Origin of the sequence: Lentzea sp. NPDC058436 (assembly GCF_042721515.1) — a bacterium.
GTDB lineage: Bacteria > Actinomycetota > Actinomycetes > Mycobacteriales > Pseudonocardiaceae > Lentzea.
Genome location: NZ_JBHXLF010000005.1, coordinates 343,974 through 363,085, shown reverse-complemented (window position 1 = coordinate 363,085; position 19,112 = coordinate 343,974). Strand labels below are relative to the sequence as shown.

The following is a 19,112-nucleotide window of genomic DNA, read 5'->3' as shown; positions in this document are numbered from 1 at the left end:
AGTGTGGCGCTCAGGACCGGCGCGACCGCGGCACCGCGAGGAGCTGGTCCGGCGCGGGATCCGGTCCTTCGTACGTGACGCCCCGCGTGCGCACGTCCTCGGACAGATCCTCTTCGAGCACGTCCAGCAGGCTCGACACGAGTGGCGAACGATGCGCCTTGTTCCACGCGAGAGCCACCCGCACGTGCGCGGCCCTGGGCAGGCTGTGGAACCTCGTGCCGGGCACCGACACGGTCCGCGCCGACGCCGGGACCACTCCGATCCCCAGTCCCGCCGCCACCAGCGCGAGGAGCGAGGGCGGGCTGGTCGCCTCGTGGGTCGCCCGCGGGGTGAACCCGGCTTCCAGGCAGAGCCGCGTCAGCGAGTGGGCGATGACGGGTTCCGTGCAGGTGATGAAGGGCTCGCCGCGCAGGTCGGGAACGGTGATCGAGCCCTTGCGGGCGAGCGGGTGGTTCGAGGCCGTCACGAGAACGAGGGGCTCGCTGCTGATGATCCTCACGCTCACGTCGTCGTCGTGTTCGAGCGGCGCGTACACCACCCCGATGTCGAGGGTCTCGTCCTTCAGCCTCTCGCACTGGTCCTGAGTGGACAGACCGGTGTGCACCTTGAACTCCAGTCCCGGCATCTTCTTCGTGATCGAACGGACCAGCGGGGACATGTGCGAGAACGTCGCCGCGTCGACGAGACCGATGTGCACCAGCCCGGGCTGCCCGGTGCCCAGTAATCGGGTCTCGCGGATGGTGGAGTCGATCCGGTTCAGCGCGTGCTGGGTCTTGTCGAGGAAGAACCTGCCCGCGGCGGTGAGCTCGACCCGGCGGGTCGTCCTGGCGAGCAGGCACACCCCGAGGTCGTCCTCCAGCTGCCGCACCGCCTGGGACAGCGCCGACTGGGCGATCTTCAGCCGCTTGGCCGCCTCGCCGAAGTGGCAGGTCTCGGCGACGGCGGCGAAGTACCTCAGGTGCCTCAGTTCGACCTTGGTCTTCACGGGGGTTCCTCCTGGGGGCGTGGTGGAAGGGCGCGGTGAGAGGGCGCGGTCGCGAGACGGCGGTGTCAGTTCGATCATGCCAGTCGTGGATGTAACGTTCCATACAAAATTGACGACAGGGGAGCCCGGGTGGAGCCGGGTTCGCCGTTCAGGTGAAGACCTTGACCGTCAAACGGAGGGGCGCGAACAGCGCCGGGTGCCGCGGGACGCTCGCCGGGCAGTGGGCAAGTCACCTGCGGGATGGCTGCAATGCAGCCGGCGAGACAACTGCTGGGCAGCGGCCGGAAACCCGCGCGATCAGGCGGTGGAGCGGACCCCGCCGGACCGTCCTCGCGCCGCTCCCGTCACCTGTTCCGGTTCGCCACCAGGTCCGCCAGCGCGCCCAGTTCGCCGTCCGGGTCCACGCCCGCCTCGTCCAGGCACCGCAGGGCCGACCGGAGCTGACGCCTCGCCTCGGCCTCGGTCCACTCGCGCCCACCCGCCCGCGCGACCAGGTCCGCCGCGTGGCCCAGCCGGTCGTGCGTGATCGTCCTGGTGCGGTACAGCTCCGCCACCTGTTCGCCCGCGGCCGAACCGGATCCCGTCGCGGCCAGCACGGGCATGCTCTTCTTGTAGCGCAACAGGTCCGCGCCGGCCGGCTTGCCCGTCACCTTGGGGTCGCCGAAGATCCCCAGCACGTCGTCGACGAGCTGGAACGCCAGCCCCACGTGGTGCCCGAACCGGCGCAACGCCGCCAGCCGGCCAGACCCGGCGCCGCTGGCCATCGCGCCGAGCACGCACGAGCCCGACAGCAGGGCGGCGGTCTTGCCCGACGCCATCTCCAGGTAGTCGTCCGGAGAGATGAGCAGGTGTTCCTCGAAGTCCATGTCCAGGCGCTGGCCGAGGCACAACGCGACGACGGCGGAGTTCAGTTCGGCGCACAGGGCCGCGGCGCCGGGGAGTCCGTCCTGCGTCAGCACGCGGTTCGCCAGTGCGAGCATCGCGTCACCGAGGAGGATCGCGTACGGCACGCCGTACTGCGCCCACACCGTCGGGCGGCCGCGGCGCGTCCGGTCGGCGTCCATCACGTCGTCGTGCACCAGGGAGAAGTTGTGCACCAGTTCGACGGCGACGCCCGCTCGCACCGCCGAGTCGCTCCCGCCGCCGACGGCGCGGGCCGCGGCCAGCACGAACGCGGGACGGACCCTCTTGCCCGGCGCGGCGGAGATCTCGGTGCCCGCCGCGTCCAGCCAGCCGAAGTGGAAGCCCGCTCCCGCGCGCAGTGAGCCGGGCAGCCGGGCCACGGCCGCGCGCAACGGGCCGTCCACCTCCTCGGCGCCGCGACGCAGGACCTCGGTGCCCGAAATCGCGGAACTCCGGGTGGTCGCCATTCAGGCCCGCCTTTCCTTGCCGCGCACCGGACCTCGGAAGGTCAGAAGTCGGTTCGTGGTCGACGGTTTCGAGGCTACGCAGACCGGTACATCGCGGCAATCGATGAATCGATATATCACTGAGGACAATCAATGCGCCTTCTTCGTTGAATTATGTCGTGCGTCTCCGTGGAGGCTGTTGACAACCGGAGAACAGGTCCACTTCACTGAGTCGGCAGGAAAGGCAGGTGGGTAGCGGGCTATTCCGTTGGGATGCTCGTCATTGATCTCGCAACAGTCGGCTGGAGTTGGCATGCAGAGGTTCTAATCCATCGGATCGTGGTCGAAAGCAGGTCTGCACACCCGAGTGCCCGAATTTCCGTCGGTGCCGCCGAAAAGGCCCTATCCGAACGGCTGGTTCGCGGTGTGCCTTTCGGCGGAACTGCGGCCGGGCACGGTTCTGCGCCGCCGGCTCATGGGTGAGGAGGTCGTGGTCTACCGGACCGCGTCCGGTGTCGTCCGGGCGGTCGGTGCCTACTGCCCGCACCTCGGCGCGCACCTGGGCTACGGGGGTGCGGTGGAGGGCGACTGCATCGTGTGCCCGTTCCACAAGTTCGCCTACGACGGTTCCGGGCAGTGCGTCCGGACCGGGTACGGCACGCCGCCGTCCCCGAAGCTGAAGCTGGCCACGCGTGAGGTCCGCGAGGTGGACGGGATCGTGGTCGTCTGGCACCACACGCTCGGCACGCCGCCGGACTGGGAGCTGCCGCAGAGCGTGCCGGAGGAGCTGTGGCCGCGGTTCAACCACACCTACACGCTGGTGGACACCCCGCAGGACATCTACGAGAACGCCTTCGACCTCGGCCACTTCGAACCCGTGCACCACACGAAGATCGCCGACTACGACTACTCGATGGACGGCAACAAGGTGTCGTTCGCCGTGGACTTCGTCCCGGTCGACATCCGGCTGTTCGGGCTGATGAGCTCGCTGCACCTGCACTTCGACAGCGAGATGTACGGGCTCGGCTTCGTGCACAGCCAGATCTCGGTGCCCCGGTTCGACACGGTCTTCCAGACCTGGGCGCTGCCGACGCCGATCGACCCCCACCACTCCGAGTTCCGGGTACCGCTGTCGATCGACCGGATCAACGGCAGGAAGAAGGTGCCCAACTGGCTGATCGGGCTCATCGGGCGCGTCGCCCTGGTCGCGTTCGGCACCGACCTGACCCGCGACTTCCCGGTGTGGCAGAACAAGACCTACGTCGAACGCCCGCACCTGGCCAAGGGCGACGGGCCGATCTACAAGTTCCGCAGGTGGGCGGACCAGTTCTACACCGAGGACACGCTGGGTTCCTCCGCGCGCGGTGAACGGGAGGAACCGGGTTCGCGCAACGGTTCCGCGGAGGCTCTGGGAGCGGGAAGCCGGGGTGGCGGCGTTGAGCGGTCTTGACGGAGTGGTGATCGACCTGCCGGCGGTGGGGGAGCCGTTCGAGTTCCGCTGCCACCCGCTCGGGGAGCAGGTCCGGGAGGGCGTCGACTCGTGGATGCGGCGCGTGGCGACCGGCATCTTCGATCCGGTGCCCCTGGAGGGTTTCATCGAGCAGGACCACTCCCGGTGGACCTCGTTCACCCAGCCGGACGGGGACGTGCGGAGGTGCGTGCTCTCGGCGCGGATCTTCAACTGGATCTTCCTCGCGGACAACGTGCACGCGCTCATCACGGCCCGCACCGCCGCGGACGCCATGAACGACTACGACCTCTTCCGCGGGGCGCTCACCGGTGGCTCCGACGGCGACGGCCTGTCGCCGCTGTGGCGGGTCACCCTGGACACCTGGCGGGAGATCACCGGCGACATGCCTCCCGGTCTGCGGGACCGGGCCACCGACTACTTCGACCGGATGATGGTCAACTGGCGCCGCGAGGCCGAGTGGGTGGCGGGCGACCGGGACGGACTGCCCGAGCTGGAGGAGTTCCTCCCCGTGCGCTACTGGGCGGGCGGCATCGCGTGGGCGATCGCGCTCGGCGAGTACGGCCTGGGGCTCGACATGGCGCCGCTGCTGCGCGCCCACCCCGCGCTGGCGGAGCTGGAGGAGACCACCGTCTGGCACGTCACCCTCGCCAACGACATCCACTCGCTGCGCCAGGAGGTGCTGGTCAAGGAAGGCCACAACTCGGTGTGGGTGCTGGCCAGGGGACGGGCGGAGAACCTGGGCTCCGCCGTCGCGGTCCAGATCGACCGCCTCCACGAGCTCGAGTCGGAGTGGTTCGCGCGCCGCGACGCCGTGCTCGCGGGCGCTGCAGGGGAACTGCCCGAGGTGCGGCGGTGGGTCCGGAGCCTGGAGCACCTGATCGGCGGGAACATGCGCTGGGGCATGTCCGCCACGCGCTACCACGGGCCCGGCTGGATCTGGGACGGAAAGCTGTCGGCCCGGTGGATGATGACCCTCGATCGCACGGTCGCCATTCACGGTCGGTGAACCTCATCAGTTTTCGCAACGGCCGAATCGGGATCGACATGCAGAAGTTCAAATCCATTGGTTCGTGGTCGAAAGCCGGGCTGCACACGGGTTTGCGCGATTTTCCGGCGGAACCGGTGAAGAGGCCGTATCCGAACGGCTGGTTCGCGGTGTGCGTTTCGGCGGAGCTGCGGCCCGGTGCTGTTCTCCGCCGCCGTTTCATGGGTGAGGAGATAGTGGTCTACCGGACGGCTTCCGGTGTCGCGCGCGTGGTCGGGGCGTATTGCCCGCATCTGGGTGCGCATCTGGGCTACGGCGGTGTGGTGGACGGCGAGTGCGTCGTGTGCCCGTTCCACAAGTTCGCCTTCGACGGTTCCGGGCAGTGCGTCCGCAGCGGGTACGGCACACCGCCGTCGTCCAAGCTGAAGCTGGCCACGCACGAGGTCCGCGAGGTGGACGGGATCGTCCTGGTGTGGCACCACTCCCTCGGCGAACCGCCCGGCTGGGAGGTCCCGGACAGCGTGCCGCGGGAGTTGCGGCCGCGGTTCAGCCGCACCTACACCCTCGTGGACATTCCGCAGGACGTCGTGGAGAACGCCTTCGACGTAGGGCACTTCGAGCACGTCCACCACACGAACATCGAGAAGTACGACTGCTCGTTCAACGGCACGTCGGTCTCCCTCTCGGTCGACCTGGTTCCGAACAGCAGGAACCTGTTCGGGTTGATGAGCTCGCTGCACGTGCACTTCGACAGCGAGGTGCACGGCCTGGGCTTCGTGCACAGCCGGATCTCGGTTCCGAAGCTCGGCGCGGTCTTCCAGACCTGGGCCCTCCCCACGCCCGTCGACCCGCTGCACCTCGACTTCCGGGTGCCGCTCGCGATCGAGCGGATGGGAAGAAGGGGAGAACGCGTCCCGCGCTGGCTGATGAGGGCCGTCGGCGTGCTCGCCCTGACGGCGTTCGGCACGGACATCGCCCGCGACTTCCCGATCTGGCAGAACAAGACCTACCTCCCGCACCCCGTGCTCGTGCAGGGCGACGGACCGATCGGCAGGTACCGGCGGTGGGCGGGCCAGTTCTACACCGGGGACGTGACGGACCTGTCCCTGGCCGTGGCGGCGAAGGAGCGGCGCGCGTGAGGAGGAAGGCGAGGTTCCGCACCGGCGTCGTCGACTTCGGACTGCCCTCGGCCGGCCGGCCCGACCTGGCGTTGCGCGCGAGCCGCTGGACGGCCGCGGCGGCGGGGATCGACACGTTCTTCGTGGCGGACCACCTCATCGGCGCGCTGCCGCCGTCGCTGTGGCAGCCGAAGTACATCGCGGCGTCCCGCGTGATCCCGGACGTCAACGCGCACATGGAGTGCTGGAACCTGCTCGGCTACCTGGCGGGGAGGTACCCGCGCACGCGGATGCGGTTCGGGGTGGCGGTCACCGACGCGGGGCGCCGCAACCCGGCCGTCACCGCGCAGGCCGCCGCCACCCTCCACGTGCTCACCCGAGGCAGGGCGATCCTCGGCCTGGGACCGGGGGAACGGGAGAACAACGAACCGTTCGGCGTGGCATGGGACCGTCCCGTCGCGCGGTTCGAGGAGGCGGTCGCGACGATCCGCGCGTTGTGGAACTCCGGTGGCGAACTGGTGAACCGCGACTCCGAGTTCTTCCCGCTCCGCGACGCGATCTTCACCGTGCCGCCGTACCGGGGCACGCGGCCGGAGATGTGGATCGGCGGCCAGGGCCCGCGCATGCTCCGCATCACCGGACAGCACGGCGACGCCTGGTGCCCGATGTCGTTCGGCCAGCAGCCGAAGGACTACCTCAGGGGGCTGGACGTCGTCCGCACCGCGGCCGTCAACGCGGGCCGCGACCCGGACGCGGTGACCCCGGCCGCCGTGCTGCTCGTGCTCGCCGCGCCCAGCCAGGGGATGATCGACGAGATCACGAACTCGGTGGGGGTGCGGGCGTTCGGCCTGTGCGTACCGGCGGCCATGTGGGCGCGGCACGGCGTCGAACACCCGCTCGGCCCGGACTTCTCGGGCCTGCAGGACCTCCTGCCGCACCTGATCGACCACGACACGGCGATGTCCTACGTCGACCAGGTCCCGCCGTCGCTGGTCAGGGAGTACTGCCTGGCGGGCACCCCCGGTGAGATCCGCGACCGGCTCGCGGACTGGCGCGACCACGGTCTGCGGCACGCGTTGCTGCTGAACCTGGGGAGTTTCGGCCGTGGTGTCCGGCAGTCCGCCCTGGCGATGAAGTCGTTCGTTCAGGCCGTGCGGTCGGCCCGGACTCTGTGACCGGCCGGTCGATCGCGCAGGAAGCCCTGCAGCAGGCCGCACGTCCACTCCGGCTGGTCGAGCGGCACCAGGTGGGCGGCGCCCGGCGCGACCACGAGTCCGCCGGCGCCCTCCAGCAACGCCTCTCCACCGGTGACGAAGTCCGGGAAGTCCTGCTCTCCCACCACGACCAGCATCCGCGCGGCCAGCGGCCGCAGCTCCAGCGGGTCCGGGTCGGCGGCCCTGGGCGGCTCGCCGTGCACCCGGCGCAGTTCCAGGTTTCCGCGCAGCATCGCGGCGGCGTGGTCCTTCACCGAGGCCGGCGCGTCAGGCGACACCCACGCCTCCACACCGGCCTGGACGGCGCCGTCGAGGTCGCCCGCGCCGAGCCTGTCCCGTTCGCGGCGCAACGCCGCGGCGAACGCGTCGGTCCGGGGCTGGTCGTGCCGGCGGTAGCCGATCGCCACGAGCGACCGCACCCTGTCCGGCGCCGCGACCGCGATCTGGAGCGCCACCAGCGCTCCCAGCGAGTTCCCCACCACGTCGAACCGGTCGATCCCGAGGTGCCCGAGGGTCTCCAGCACGTCCTCGGCCGGTGGGGCGCTGTGGTGCGCGGGCGGCACCGCGGCGCCGTGGCCCGGCAGGTCCAGGGCGATCGCGCGGAACCCGGCCGCGGCGAGCAGCGGCAGGTGCCCGCGCCACATCGTCCGGTCGGCGGGCCGGGCGTGCAGCAGGACCACCGGGCGTCCGCTGCCGAGTTCGTCGTGGGGGAGCAGCATTCCCCTCACGCCCCGGACAGTTCGTCGACCTCGGCGGCGGTCAGGCGAATCCGGGCCGCTGCCAGGTTCTCCTCCAGGTGCGCCACCTTCGACGTGCCGGGGATCGGCAGGACCACCGGGGACCGTGCCAGCAGCCACGCGAGCGCGATCTGCGCGGGCGTCGCGTCGTGGGCCCGCGCGATCCGGTCGACGGCGCCGTTCGTCACCAGCCCGCCCTGGGCGACGGGAGCCCAGGGGATGAAGCCGATCCCCTCGCGGGCGCAGTGGTCCAGCACCGCCTCCGAGTGGCGGTCGGTGAGGTTGAAGCGGTTCTGCACGGTGCTGATCTCGACGACGGCCCTGGCGCGTTCGATCTGCTCGACGTCCACCTGGGACAGTCCGATCGCGACTATCTTCCCCTCGTCCCGCAACGCCTTCAGCTCGCCGACCTGGTCCTCCAGCGGGACCTGCGGGTCGACCCTGTGCAGCTGGAGCAGGTCGATCTGGTCCAGTCCCAGCCGGCGCAGGCTCAGCAGCACCTGGGCGCGCAGGTACTCCGGCCTGCCCACGGGCGGCCACGCCTTCGGTCCCAGCCGGACCCTGCCCTGCGGGGTGTCGACCACGTCGGGGCCGGTGCGGGTCAGGCCCGCCTTCGTGGCGATCAGGACGTCGGACGGGTACGGGTGCGCGGCCTCGCGGATGATCTCCTCGCTGACGTGCGGGCCGTAGGAGTCGGCGGTGTCGATGAACTGGACGCCCAGTTCGATCGCGCGGCGGACCACGCGGACGCACTCCTGCCGGTCGTCCGGCTCGCCCCAGATCCCGGCGCCGGTCAGCCGCATCGCGCCGAAACCCAGGCGGGCGACGGGTTTTCCGGCGATCTCGAACGTCGCGGTCATCGGTGCGTGCTCTCGTTTCCAGTCGAGTCGATGATTTCAGTGTTGACCGAAGTCGCGGCCAGCCGGCGCAGGAGCACCAGCGCGTCCTCGGTGGGGCTGCCGGGCGCCGCGGTGTAGACGGACAGGTGCTGTCCCGGTGCGCTGGTCGCGGCCAGCGCCTCGAAGTGCAGGTGCAGCAGACCCACCCCGGGGTGCCGGAACCGCTTGTCCTCGTGGGTGCGCGGACGGACCTCGTAGCGCGCCCACAGCGACGCGAACGCCGGGCTGCGCGCGCTGAGGGACCCCAGCACCGCCTCGACGCGCAGGTCGCCGGGGAATCGGGCCGACGACGCGCGCAGGTTGCCCACCGCGACCTCGGCCGCCCTGTCCCAGTCGACGTAGAACTCGCGCGCGAACGGGTCCAGGAAGATCATCCGCAGCAGGTTGTCGAAGCGTGCGAACCCGGAGTACAGCGCCTCGGCCACCGGGTTGGCCGCGAGCACGTCCTGCGCGGGCCCGACCACGAACGCGGGCAGGTCCCGCACGTTCTCCATCAGCAGCCGCAGGTCCCTGCCGACCTCCGTCACCGCCTCGGTCTCCGTCGCGAGCTTCGGCATGGCGAGGCGGAACAGGTGACCGGCGGCGGCCTCGTTCAGGCGCAGCGCCCTGGCGATCGCGCGCAGGGCCTGTTCGGACGGACGGCGTTCCCTGCCCTGCTCCAGCCGCGTGTAGTAGTCGGTGCTGACCCCGGCGAGCAGCGCCACCTCGTCGCGGCGCAGGCCGGGCACCCGGCGCTCGCCGTCGTCCGGCAGCCCTGCCGCGGCGGGCGTGACGGCGTCGCGGCGAGCCCGCAGGAAGTCGCCCAACTCGTTCTCGCGCTTCATGAAACCAACGGTAGGCCGTCGGCGGCGCGGCGGAAGGGTGTGCCGCACCCCCTCAGCGGGGATGGTCCACTGTGGAGGGACTACTCGCGGTCGGTGAGCGCGGCCTCGAACAGCGTCAGGATCGTCGTGAGCTGACCGGTGTCGAGTCCGGCCAGCGGACTGAGAGCGAGGGTCGCGCGCATCACCGCGGCTCGGACACGGACGCCCTCCTCGGTGAGCACGAGCACGCGGGACCGCCGGTCTGCCCGGTCGGCGGTGCGTTCGACCAGGCCTCGGTCGGCGAGCTGCCCCGCCATGAAGGTCAGGTTCGACGCGTTGCAGAACAGCTGCGCGGCCAGTTCCTTCATCGACGCCGGGGGCCGCGCCGGGTCGATCGCCCAGAGCACCTGCGCGGTCGCGTGGGTGAGTCCGTGCCCGGCGAGGACGTCCGCGATCCGGTCACTGGTGAGCATGAAGATCTCGTGGTTGAGGCGAACAGCCCGCTCCAGCTCCGCGTCGTCCATCGCGGCAGTCTACCCATTTGCTTCAAGTCTTGAAGTTGCTACGCTCGGGAGATACTTCAAGACTTGAAGCAAAACGGAGGCGTCATGTCGTTCGCGGGAAGTACCGCGCTGGTCACCGGCGCGTCGAAGGGGATCGGCGCGGCCTATGCCCGTGAGCTGGCGAGCAGGGGAGCCGACGTGGTTCTCGTCGCCCGGTCGGCCGACACGTTGGAACGGCTGGCGGAAGAGCTCCGGAGCGCCCACGGCGTGCGGGTGGAGGTGATCGCCGCGGACCTCTCGGACCGCGACGGGCCGTGCCAGGTCGACGACGAGCTGCGGCGCCGCGGGATCGAGGTCGACCTGCTGGTCAACAACGCGGGCGCCGGCTCGATCGGCCCGTTCTTCGAGCGGCCGTTCGACGCGCAGCTGGCGAACGTGGACCTCAACATCACCGGCCTGGTGACGCTCACCCACCGCCTCGGCGCCCGGATGCGGGAGCGGGGCGGCGGCGGGATCATCAACCTCTCGTCGACGGCCGCCTTCCAGCCCCTGGCCTACCAGGCCGTCTACGCGGCGACGAAGGCGTTCGTCCTGTCGTTCAGCGAGGCGCTGGCCGAGGAGCTGGCCGGCACCGGGGTGAGGGTGATGGCCGCTCACCCCGGTGCCGTCGCGACCGGCTTCCTCGACGGCACGACCGCGAAGATCAGCCACGCGGCCGACTCGCCCGCGACGATCGCCGCGCGGACGCTCGACGACTTCGCCAGGGGCCGGCACGCCTCCTACCCCGGCTCGTGGTTCTACCGGGTGCAGACGTGGGCCGGCCGGGTGCTGCCACGCCGTCGCGCCGCCGCGCTGGGGGCCGTGCTCAACCGGAAGCTGGGGTTCGACCACGTGTCCGACGTCGAACCCGCGCGCTGACCGGGTGGTGCGTCACTGGCGCGGGGCGCAGGTGGACCGCACCGCCGAGCCGAGGGCCTCGCGGTGCAGGCCGTCGAGGTCCCGCAGCACGGTCGCCGACGTGGTGGCCAGCGCGAGCTGGACGGTGCACGGGACGTGCCGGGCGCGCACGCCCTCGGTGGCCTTGAGCTGCCCGAGCAGCGCCGTGGTCAGCCGGTCGAGCCGGACGCGGATCTCCGCCAGGTCCGGCCGCGTGGTGGGGGCCTCGTCCGGGTGCGCCGTCCAGCGGTCGAACAGGCCCTTCTGCACGACCTTGCTCGCCGTGATCTGGTCGCGGAAGAACACCGCGGCGGCCTCCGGGTCCACCCCGGCGCCGACGGCCTGCTTGCGCACCTGCTCGAGCACCTGCGCCTCGCGGACGGGGTCCTCGATCGGCGACGTGGTGCCGAACTTGGACGCCGCCACGTCGTCGCTCACGAGGAGGCGCTCGACGACGAGGTCGGTCAGCGGGCCGAGCCTGCCGAACGACCCGGCTGTCGTGACCGCGCTGCTCGTGGTCTCGGTCGTCGGGGCCGCGGCCGTGGCCTGGGGGACGGTCAGCGACATCGCGCCGGCCACCGTCAGGGCGGTGACCGCGATGCGACGGGTCCTCTTGCTCAACTGTTCGCCTCACTCTTGGGTGATCGGTCTGGCAGGTAGGTGACGCTCGTCAGTCTTTCGGACTCCTCCCACAGCCGGCGCCGCAAGTCCGCGTCGTGGGAAAGATCGGAGGAGGTCGCCCGTTCGGGATGGCCCGTGCGGCCGGGCGGGCCGTAGTAGTCGCCGCCGCGCGCGAGCGGGTCGGTGGCGGCGCGCAGCGGGCCGAGCGCTCCCATCTCCGCGCTCTGGGTGAGCGTCCACATCAGCGGGTTCACCCTGGGGTCGAGCACGGTCCGGACCAGCCGGCTCATCTCGCGGCCGCCCTCGGTCCGCGCGAGCCCGGGATGGCCCGCCACGGAGACGGCCGGTGTGCCGGTCGCCCGCAGCCGCCGGTCGAGTTCGTGGGCGAAGAGCAGGTTGGCGAGCTTCGCGCGGTTGTAGGCCTTCGCGAACCGGTACTCGCGGCCCGGTTCGGGGTCGAGGTCGGAGGGGTCGATCGTGCCGTTGCGGTGGCCGTTGCTGCCGACCGTCACCACCCGCGCGCCCGGCGTGCCGGTCAGCAGGTCGAGGACCAGACCGGTGAACGCGAACGGACCGAGGTGGTTGACGCCGATGGTCGACTCGAACCCGTCCTCGGTGAGCGAGTAGTACCTGCGCAGGCCGCCGGCGTTGTTGACCAGCAGGTCTATGTGGCCGTACTCGTCGTGCAGCCGCTGGGACGCCGTGTGGACCGACGCGAGCGAGGCGAGGTCCAGCGGCACCGTGCGCACGACGGCGCCGGGGGAGCCGGCCCAGATCCGGTCGGCGGCCGCGGCGGCCCGCCCGGCGTCGCGGCAGGCCAGCACCACGTCGGCACCGCGCCGCGCGAGCGCGTCGGCGATCGCGAACCCGAGTCCGGTGCTGGCACCGGTCACGACGGCGGTGCGGCCGTGCTGCTCGGGGATGTCGTCGAAGGACCAGCGGTGCCGTGTCACGGGTCGGCCTTTCCTGCGGCTCGGGTGTAGTGATCACTCTACACAAGATTGGATAGAACGTTCGGTCTTGACAACTCGTTCAGCGGCCTGCAGGATCGAGAGCGATAGAACGTTCGGTATCGCGGATCGGTCCGCGATCGTGAAAGGGATCCGCCATGAGCACTCCTCTGTACACCGGCATCGCCACCTCGACCGGTGACGGCAGGGCCGGAGGCCAGGCCAGGTCCGACGACGGCCTGCTCGACATCTCCCTGGCGATCCCCAAGGAGATGGGTGGCCCCGGCGGCGCCACGAACCCGGAGCAGCTGTTCGCGGCCGGCTGGGCCTCGTGCTTCCACTCGGCGCTCAAGGCCGTCGCGGCGCAGCGGACCGTCAAGGTCACCGACTCCGCCGTCGTCGCCGAGGTGCAGGTGCTCCCGACGCCCGAGGGCGGGTTCAGCCTGAGTGCCGCGCTGCACGTCGAACTGTCCGGTGTGGACCAGGCCCTGGCGGACGAGCTCGTCGAGGCCGCCCACCAGATCTGCCCGTACTCCAACGCCACGCGCGGCAACATCCCGGTCGCCGTGGACGCGACCGTCGCCTGATTCTTGCGGCGAGCCGACGGGGGAACGCCGGTTTCGTCTCTCCACGGCCGGGCTGACGTATGTTGTCAGCCCGGCCTTCGTCTGTATTGTAGTGGTCGTTACATACAAGACGCGCGCCAGAGGGATGGCACATCGTGGGCATCAGGAAGTTGGGCTATGTCGGGTTGAACGTGACCGATGTGGACGCATGGACCGATCTGCTGTGGCGCACGCTGGGTGTCGGTGTGACGGATGCGAAGTCGGGTATGGACACGATCGCGTTGGCGGAGATGGACGAGTTCAAGTACCGCCTCGCGCTCTACCCCTCCGCGGTGGACTCGCCGCGTGAGATCGGCTGGCTGGTCGACACCCTCGCTGAGTTGGACCGGCTCACACAGCGTCTGACCGCCGCCGGCTACGTCGTGGCGGAAGGTACCGACGAGGAACGTGATCTGCGCGGCGCCACACACCTGCGCTGGTTCACCGATCCCGTCGGGTTCCGCGTGGAGCTCGCCGTCGGGGAGTTCAAGGCCCGTGTCGCCGCGGAACGCCCCGTGGGCGGGTCTGGGGTGACGGGGTTGGGGCATCTGGTGCTGGCCAGCCCGAGACTCGCCGAGTTGCGTGAGTTGTACGAGGTGGTGCTGGGGTTCGAGCTGACCGATTACCGGGCACCGGGCTTGTTCTTCCTGCGCTGCAACTCCACCCACCACAGCATCGCGCTGGGCACGGCGGAGACGGCGTCGATCCACCACCTGGAGTTCGAGCACGCCGGTATCGACGACGTCGGCCGCGCGCACGATCGCGCCCAGGCCAACAAGGTCCCCATCTCCATCAGCCTCGGCCGCCACATGAACGACAAAGCCCTCTCCTTCTACGTCAAGAACCCCAGCGGCTTCCACCTCGAAATCGGCTGCGGCGGCATCACCGTTCCCCACGACTGGATCCCCCACGACTTCGGCCGCGCCAGCGTCTGGGGACACCACCACACCGACACCAACCCCTTCGCCGGGACCACGTCGTGACGGGCGACCTCGCCGGCCGCCGCGCCCTCGTCACGGGTGCGGCGAGCGGGATCGGTGCCGCCGTCGCCACGCGGCTCGCCGGACTCGGCGCCCACGTCGTGGTGTGCGACATCGACGCCGACGGCGCGGCGCGGGTGGCGGAGCAGATCGGTGGCGAGGCGCTGCCGCTCGACCTGAGTGACACCAAAGGCTTGCGGGAGAAGCGGTTCGACGCTGACATCCTCGTGAACAACGCCGGCATCCAGCACGTGTCGCCGGTCGACGAGTTCGCGCCGGAGCGGTTCTCGTTCATGCTGCGGCTGATGCTGGAGGCGCCGTTCCTGCTGAGCCGTGCCGTCCTGCCGGGGATGTACGAACGCGGCTGGGGACGGATCGTGCACATCGCGAGCGTCCACGGGCTGAGGGCCAGCGCGTACAAGTCCGCCTACGTCAGCGCGAAGCACGGCCTGCTGGGGCTGTCGAAGGTGATCGCGCTCGAAGGCGCCGCCAAGGGGGTCACGAGCAACTGTGTGTGCCCCGGTTACGTGCGCACCCCGCTGGTGGAGAACCAGCTGGCGGACCAGGCGAAGGCGCACGACCTGAGCACGGACGAGGTGCTCTCGAAGGTGCTGCTGGCGAAGTCCGCCGTGAAGCGCCTGATCGAACCCGGCGAGGTGGCCGGTGCGGTGGCGTACCTCTGCTCACCTGAGACGAGGTCCGTCACCGGCACCGAGATGATCCTCGACGGGGGCTGGAGCGCCTCCTGACGGCGGTCAGGGCATCGGCAACGCGGTTGCCGAGAAGACACCCTCCGGGTCCACGGCCGCCTTGATCCGTTGCAGCCGCGGCAGGTTGCCGCCGTGGACGTGGGGGATCTGGTCGGCCGCGTCCGGGCCGAGGAGGTTCGCGTACCCGCCGGGGAACGCGTGCCCGGCCAGCGCCTCGGAGGCCGCGTCGGCCCAGCCGTGGACGTGCTCTCCCGAGTCCGACGGCTGCCAGATGCCGATGACCTCGGTCATGAGGTGGGGGCGGCGCAGCGCGAACGCGGTGTCGCCGGGGGAGACCCTGGCCGCGGCGCCGTGGAAGTGGTGCAGCGAGATGCCGGAGAACGGCGTCGGCAGCGCGCCGCCGAACCGTTCGACGACACCCGCGACGCCCTCCCCGAGCCCAGGGACCGAGCGGGTCCGGATCGTGACGTGCCGGCCGGCGGGGAACAGCGCGTCCCTGCCGGCCGTCGCGGCCGCGACGGTCTCGGGCCCCAGTTGCACCAGGAGCGGATCACCGAGCCGGCCGAGCGCCATCACCGGACCTGAGGGGTCCCCTCCTGCCCGGACGTCGCCGGACCAGGTCGGGAGCACCAGCAACGCCGGGGAGCCGTCCGGTGCCCCGATCGCACCGACCTGGATCGTCAGCTCGTCGGGAGCTTCCTCCTGAGCCTCGCGCACCCGTTCGAGCACCTGCTCCGCCTGGTGCCACGGGTAGAGCACCATGCCGGTCACGACCGCGGGCACCGCGTGCAGCCGCACCGTCATCGACGTGACGACCCCGAAGTTGCCACCACCGCCGCGCAGCGCCCAGAGCAGGTCCGGATCACTGCCGGAGTCCGTGCGCACGACCGACCCGTCGGCCAGGACGACCTCGGCCGCGAGGAGGTTGTCCGCGGCCAGGCCCACCCGCCCGGCCAGCGGGCCGTAGCCGCCGCCGAGGGTGAGTCCGGCGACCCCGACCGAGCCGACGGTGCCGGTGGCGGCCACCAGGCCGTGCTCGCCGGCGGCCGCCAGCAGGTCGTTCGTCACCGCGCCACCACCGACCTCGGCGATCCGTGCGCCGGCGAGGACCCGGACACCGCGCAGGGACCTCAGATCCAGGGTCAGGCCTCCGTCGGACAGTGCGCGCCCGGCGAAGTCGTGACCACCGCCGCGGACCGACAGCGGCAGGCCGAACTCGCGCGCCGTACGGACACCCAGCACGACGTCGTCGACGGAGGCGCAGCTCAGCACGATGGCGGGGCGGTGCTTCACGGCGCCGTTCCACAGCGCGATGGCGTCGGCGTACCGCGCGCCGGACACGTGGACCTGCTCGTCGGGCAGGTGGTTCCGCAGTGCGCGCTGGGCTGCTTCCGCTGACCGCCTCCGGTCGTCGGCGTGAACGGGCACGGGAGTCCTCCTGGGGGATGGGTGAGACCGAACGTTCTGTATGCTTGTATGTAACGATAGCTTCAGTGCGGAGGTTCCGTCGTTCGGTGCCTGGTTCGGTGAATCGTTCCGGGCGGCGGAACGGCCCGCTGCGCCCGACGGGGGAGGGGTGGACGATGCGGAAGGTGAACATCGTTGCCGCGCAGGGGAAAGCGGGCTCCCGCATCCTGGGCGGCCACCGGCAGGTCGGCTCTTCGGTCGACTCCATCGCAGCGGTGGAGAGACGGCGTCGGCCGGCTGGCTCTGCTGCGGCAACGGAAGACGGCGGCGGCCGGGCGGCCCCGCTGCGGGGACGGGAGCCCGACCGGGCTCCCCGTCATCCGGTCGTCGTCACTCTGTTGAATGAGATAGAACGTTCGGTCTTGACGCCATCACGTGCCGTCGCTACAGTACCGATGTAGTGATCGTTCTATACACCGCCTCGCCGTCCATCTCTCCGGGCGCGGGGGCCGGAACCCCGGCCGTGGCGCACACGATGAGCCAGGCCGTCCACATCGAACCGAAGGAAATTCTGTGACTGCCACCAGTCCTGCCGCGTCGTCCTTGCGGCGGTTGTACTTCATCCGTGCCGCGTTCGCGCTCGTCTGGGCCGTCCTGGTGGGCGTGACCGGATCGACGCTCGGGCCGATCGTCATCACCCTCGTCATCCTCTACCCGCTGTTCGACGTGGCCGCCGCCATCGTCGACGCCCGCGCGTCGAAGCAGTCCCAGAACGTGCTGGGTCTCTACGTCAACGTCGCCGTCAGCACGCTCGCGGCCGTCGGCATCGCCGTCGCCAGCGGCACGACCGGCATCCCGGGCATCCTCCAGGTGTGGGGTGCGTGGGCCATCGTCTCCGGTCTCGTCCAGCTCGTCGTCGGCGTCGGCCGTCGCAAGATGGGCGGTCAGTGGCCCATGATCCTCAGCGGTGGCCTGTCCGTGGGTGCCGGTACCTCGTTCATTCTGATGGCCTCGCAGCCGAACGCCGCGCTCACCTCGGTGGCCGGCTACGCCGCGCTCGGTGGCATCTTCTTCCTGGTGTCGGCGATCCGCCTCGGTTCCGCCGCGAAGAAGGCCCCCGTCGCCGCTTGAGGCGGTTCGTCCTGACCTCGATGCGGTGACGCGCGGGTGGTGGGGCTCGATCGAGCCCCCGCCCGGCGCCCCGCAGGCGGTGGTCGCTGTTCGTTCGGCGTTTGTTCAGACGTGACAAGGTTTTTCGGGCGCCACGGCCGGTGTGGCCCTTCTGTCCACCGAAGATCGTCCAGGTGGGGCTCACCGACCGAGGGTTGTCGCACGGCCGCAGTCGCGAAGTGAGTGCTGGCCAACGCCTGCCCGAAGTTGTAGAGTGAGCGTTACATACAGAGGGTGGGCTCCGGGACGGCACCACAGTGCCGGGCCGGGCTTTTCGGGGGCCTGAACGACCGTCGCAACGAAGCGAGGTTTCCCGTGAACGTTCTCGAGCAGGTAAGAAACTCACCGATGAGCCGCGCTCAGGTCCAGGCAGTCGCCCTCTGCCTGGTCATGAACGTGGTCGACGGTTTCGATCTACTGGTCACGTCCTTCGTCGGTCCCGCGATCACCCGCGAGTGGGGGCTGTCCCCGTCGTCGGTGGGCGTGCTGCTCAGCGGTGGCCTGGCCGGCATGGCGATCGGCGCGCTCTTCCTGGCGCCGTTCGCCGACCGCATCGGCCGCCGCAGGATCACGCTCGGCAGCCTGGCGCTGGCATCGCTCGGCATGCTGGCGGCCGCCTTCACCCAGGACCTCGGGCAGCTCCTCGCCGCCAGGGTCGTCACGGGCGTGGCGGTGGGCACCATGGCCGCGAGCCTGCCGGTGCTCACCTCCGAGTACGCGAACAACAAGCGCAAGGGTCTGGCCGTGGCGCTGATCACGACGGGCTACGGCATCGGCGCGGTCATCGCGGGACTCTCGACGAGCGTGCTGGTCGGCTCCATGGGCTGGCGCTCCGTGTTCGTCTTCGGCGCCGTGGCGACCGCCCTGCTCTTCCTGGTGGGCCTGCGGTTCCTGCCGGAGTCGATGGACTACCTCGTCGCGAAGCGCCCGCCCAACGCGCTGCAGAGGTTCAACAAGATCCTCGTCTCGATCGGCCGCCAGCCGGTCGACGAGCTGCCCCCGCACGACACGGGGTCGCGCAAGGTCGCGCTGGAGTCGCTGTTCCAGGGCGGCAACGCCGTGCGCACCGTGCTGGTCTGGCTCGCGTTCACCGCGGCGCAGACGGCGTTCTACTTCGCGAGCTCCTGGACGCCCACCCTGCTGCTGAAGGCGGGCATGTCCAACCAGCAGGGCATCAGCGGCGGCATCCTGTTCAGCCTCGGCGGCATCACGGGTGCGGCGCTGCTCGGCCTGCTGGTGTCCAAAGTGGAGGCACGCAGGCTCACCGCCGCGTACTTCGGCCTCGCCGCGCTGATGCTCGTGCTCTTCTCGCTGTCCCTCGGGACCCTGGCGATCGCACTGGTCTTCGCCGTCGTCCTGGGGCTCTTCCTGAACGGGACGATCTCGGGCATCAACGTCATCGTCCCGCAGATCTACCCGGCGGAGTCCCGCGCGACGGCACTGGGCATGGCGGTCGCCGTGAGCAGGCTCGGCGCCGTGCTGGCACCGCTGTTCGCCGGCTACCTGGTGCAGGCGGGCTGGCAGCCGAGTTCGATGTACCAGGTGTTCACGATCCCCGCGCTGATCGGTGGCGCGGCGGTCCTGCTCCTCACGCGGTTCGGTCGTTCTGGCAGCGCGCCGGTCAAGTCCGGGGTCGTCGAGAACGCGGTGGCGTGACGGCTTGACGTGC

General features: G+C 70.6%; 19 protein-coding genes. 10 read left to right on the top strand and 9 right to left on the bottom strand.

Features of this window, described 5'->3' with window-relative positions; all coding sequences use genetic code 11:
* Positions 1–10: 10 nt before the first annotated feature.
* Entirely contained in the window at positions 11–985 is a 975-nt protein-coding gene (locus ACFWN2_RS22920) for a LysR substrate-binding domain-containing protein (RefSeq protein WP_382430364.1), read from the bottom strand.
* 344 nt (positions 986–1,329) lie between these two features.
* Positions 1,330–2,355: a polyprenyl synthetase family protein gene (locus tag ACFWN2_RS22915; RefSeq protein ID WP_382430362.1), complete on the bottom strand. Its 1,026-nt coding sequence runs from the start codon at positions 2,353–2,355 to the stop codon at positions 1,330–1,332.
* Positions 2,356–2,719: 364 nt separating this feature from the next.
* On the opposite strand from ACFWN2_RS22915, the gene ACFWN2_RS22910 reads away from it, so the two are divergent.
* The 4 genes from ACFWN2_RS22910 to ACFWN2_RS22895 are packed head-to-tail and all read left to right on the top strand — an operon-like array spanning position 2,720 to position 7,083.
* Positions 2,720–3,784, top strand: coding sequence for a Rieske 2Fe-2S domain-containing protein (locus tag ACFWN2_RS22910; protein WP_382430360.1), 1,065 nt, complete (start codon positions 2,720–2,722; stop codon positions 3,782–3,784).
* Positions 3,771–4,811, top strand: coding sequence for a hypothetical protein (locus ACFWN2_RS22905; protein WP_382430358.1), 1,041 nt, complete (start codon positions 3,771–3,773; stop codon positions 4,809–4,811). The genes ACFWN2_RS22910 and ACFWN2_RS22905 overlap by 14 nt, the downstream gene beginning before the upstream one ends.
* Before the next feature lie 38 nt (positions 4,812–4,849).
* Positions 4,850–5,929 carry a Rieske 2Fe-2S domain-containing protein gene (locus tag ACFWN2_RS22900; protein WP_382430356.1) on the top strand — a complete coding sequence of 360 codons (1,080 nt, stop codon included), beginning with the start codon at positions 4,850–4,852 and terminating at the stop codon, positions 5,927–5,929.
* Positions 5,926–7,083 (top strand): LLM class flavin-dependent oxidoreductase, encoded by a 1,158-nt coding sequence (locus tag ACFWN2_RS22895; protein ID WP_382430354.1) that lies wholly within the window; start codon positions 5,926–5,928, stop codon positions 7,081–7,083. Before ACFWN2_RS22900 ends, ACFWN2_RS22895 begins: the two co-directional genes overlap by 4 nt.
* Here the strand turns inward: ACFWN2_RS22895 and ACFWN2_RS22890 are convergent.
* From ACFWN2_RS22890 to ACFWN2_RS22875, 4 genes are all read right to left on the bottom strand, one after another.
* A complete protein-coding gene (locus ACFWN2_RS22890) occupies positions 7,053–7,841 on the bottom strand; it encodes an alpha/beta fold hydrolase (RefSeq protein ID WP_382430587.1) in 789 nt (262 codons plus the stop codon). The two genes, ACFWN2_RS22895 and ACFWN2_RS22890, sit on opposite strands and share 31 nt — an antisense overlap.
* 5 nt (positions 7,842–7,846) lie before the next feature.
* The gene (locus ACFWN2_RS22885; RefSeq protein WP_382430353.1) at positions 7,847–8,719 is read right to left on the bottom strand and encodes an aldo/keto reductase; all 873 of its coding nucleotides are present in this window, start codon (positions 8,717–8,719) and stop codon (positions 7,847–7,849) included.
* Complete coding sequence (locus ACFWN2_RS22880) at positions 8,716–9,582, bottom strand: helix-turn-helix transcriptional regulator (RefSeq protein ID WP_382430351.1); 867 nt, start codon at positions 9,580–9,582, stop codon at positions 8,716–8,718. Before ACFWN2_RS22880 ends, ACFWN2_RS22885 begins: the two co-directional genes overlap by 4 nt.
* 80 nt (positions 9,583–9,662) lie before the next feature.
* Entirely contained in the window at positions 9,663–10,085 is a 423-nt protein-coding gene (locus ACFWN2_RS22875; protein ID WP_382430349.1) for a MarR family winged helix-turn-helix transcriptional regulator, read from the bottom strand.
* Between the two features lie 63 nt (positions 10,086–10,148).
* Here ACFWN2_RS22875 and ACFWN2_RS22870 point away from each other — a divergent pair, with 63 nt between their 5' ends.
* Positions 10,149–10,982 (top strand): SDR family NAD(P)-dependent oxidoreductase, encoded by an 834-nt coding sequence (locus ACFWN2_RS22870; RefSeq protein ID WP_382430347.1) that lies wholly within the window; start codon positions 10,149–10,151, stop codon positions 10,980–10,982.
* Between the two features lie 12 nt (positions 10,983–10,994).
* Here ACFWN2_RS22870 and ACFWN2_RS22865 read toward each other — a convergent pair whose 3' ends face one another.
* Positions 10,995–11,621, bottom strand: coding sequence for a chorismate mutase (locus ACFWN2_RS22865; RefSeq protein WP_382430345.1), 627 nt, complete (start codon positions 11,619–11,621; stop codon positions 10,995–10,997).
* Positions 11,618–12,574, bottom strand: coding sequence for an oxidoreductase (locus ACFWN2_RS22860; RefSeq protein WP_382430343.1), 957 nt, complete (start codon positions 12,572–12,574; stop codon positions 11,618–11,620). Before ACFWN2_RS22860 ends, ACFWN2_RS22865 begins: the two co-directional genes overlap by 4 nt.
* Before the next feature lie 155 nt (positions 12,575–12,729).
* Between ACFWN2_RS22860 and ACFWN2_RS22855 the strand changes: the two genes are divergently transcribed.
* The 3 genes from ACFWN2_RS22855 to ACFWN2_RS22845 all read left to right on the top strand — a co-directional run bounded on the left by ACFWN2_RS22855 (position 12,730) and on the right by ACFWN2_RS22845 (position 14,905).
* Entirely contained in the window at positions 12,730–13,158 is a 429-nt protein-coding gene (locus ACFWN2_RS22855) for an organic hydroperoxide resistance protein (RefSeq protein ID WP_382430341.1), read from the top strand.
* 134 nt (positions 13,159–13,292) lie between these two features.
* Entirely contained in the window at positions 13,293–14,159 is an 867-nt protein-coding gene (locus ACFWN2_RS22850; RefSeq protein WP_382430339.1) for a VOC family protein, read from the top strand.
* The gene (locus ACFWN2_RS22845; RefSeq protein ID WP_382430337.1) at positions 14,156–14,905 is read left to right on the top strand and encodes a 3-hydroxybutyrate dehydrogenase; all 750 of its coding nucleotides are present in this window, start codon (positions 14,156–14,158) and stop codon (positions 14,903–14,905) included. Before ACFWN2_RS22850 ends, ACFWN2_RS22845 begins: the two co-directional genes overlap by 4 nt.
* 6 nt (positions 14,906–14,911) lie before the next feature.
* Here ACFWN2_RS22845 and ACFWN2_RS22840 read toward each other — a convergent pair whose 3' ends face one another.
* Entirely contained in the window at positions 14,912–16,294 is a 1,383-nt protein-coding gene (locus ACFWN2_RS22840) for an FAD-binding oxidoreductase (protein WP_382430335.1), read from the bottom strand.
* Positions 16,295–16,846: 552 nt separating this feature from the next.
* On the opposite strand from ACFWN2_RS22840, the gene ACFWN2_RS22835 reads away from it, so the two are divergent.
* Both ACFWN2_RS22835 and ACFWN2_RS22830 read left to right on the top strand, forming a co-directional pair.
* On the top strand, positions 16,847–17,404 hold the full coding sequence (locus tag ACFWN2_RS22835; protein WP_382430333.1) for a hypothetical protein: 558 nt from the start codon (positions 16,847–16,849) through the stop codon (positions 17,402–17,404).
* 387 nt (positions 17,405–17,791) lie between these two features.
* Entirely contained in the window at positions 17,792–19,099 is a 1,308-nt protein-coding gene (locus ACFWN2_RS22830; RefSeq protein WP_382430331.1) for an MFS transporter, read from the top strand.
* Positions 19,100–19,112 lie beyond the last annotated feature (13 nt).

Excerpts from the sequence above, each read along its gene's own strand:
- ACFWN2_RS22915 (WP_382430362.1), bottom strand. The coding sequence starts at position 2,355 with ATGGCGACCACCCGGAGTTCCGCGATTTCGGGCACCGAGGTCCTGCGT.
- ACFWN2_RS22885 (WP_382430353.1), bottom strand. The coding sequence starts at position 8,719 with ATGACCGCGACGTTCGAGATCGCCGGAAAACCCGTCGCCCGCCTGGGT.
- ACFWN2_RS22830 (WP_382430331.1), top strand. The coding sequence starts at position 17,792 with ATGAGCCGCGCTCAGGTCCAGGCAGTCGCCCTCTGCCTGGTCATGAAC.
- ACFWN2_RS22900 (WP_382430356.1), top strand. The coding sequence starts at position 4,850 with ATGCAGAAGTTCAAATCCATTGGTTCGTGGTCGAAAGCCGGGCTGCAC.
- ACFWN2_RS22875 (WP_382430349.1), bottom strand. The coding sequence starts at position 10,085 with ATGGACGACGCGGAGCTGGAGCGGGCTGTTCGCCTCAACCACGAGATC.
- ACFWN2_RS22855 (WP_382430341.1), top strand. The coding sequence starts at position 12,730 with ATGAGCACTCCTCTGTACACCGGCATCGCCACCTCGACCGGTGACGGC.
- ACFWN2_RS22890 (WP_382430587.1), bottom strand. The coding sequence starts at position 7,841 with ATGCTGCTCCCCCACGACGAACTCGGCAGCGGACGCCCGGTGGTCCTG.
- ACFWN2_RS22880 (WP_382430351.1), bottom strand. The coding sequence starts at position 9,582 with ATGAAGCGCGAGAACGAGTTGGGCGACTTCCTGCGGGCTCGCCGCGAC.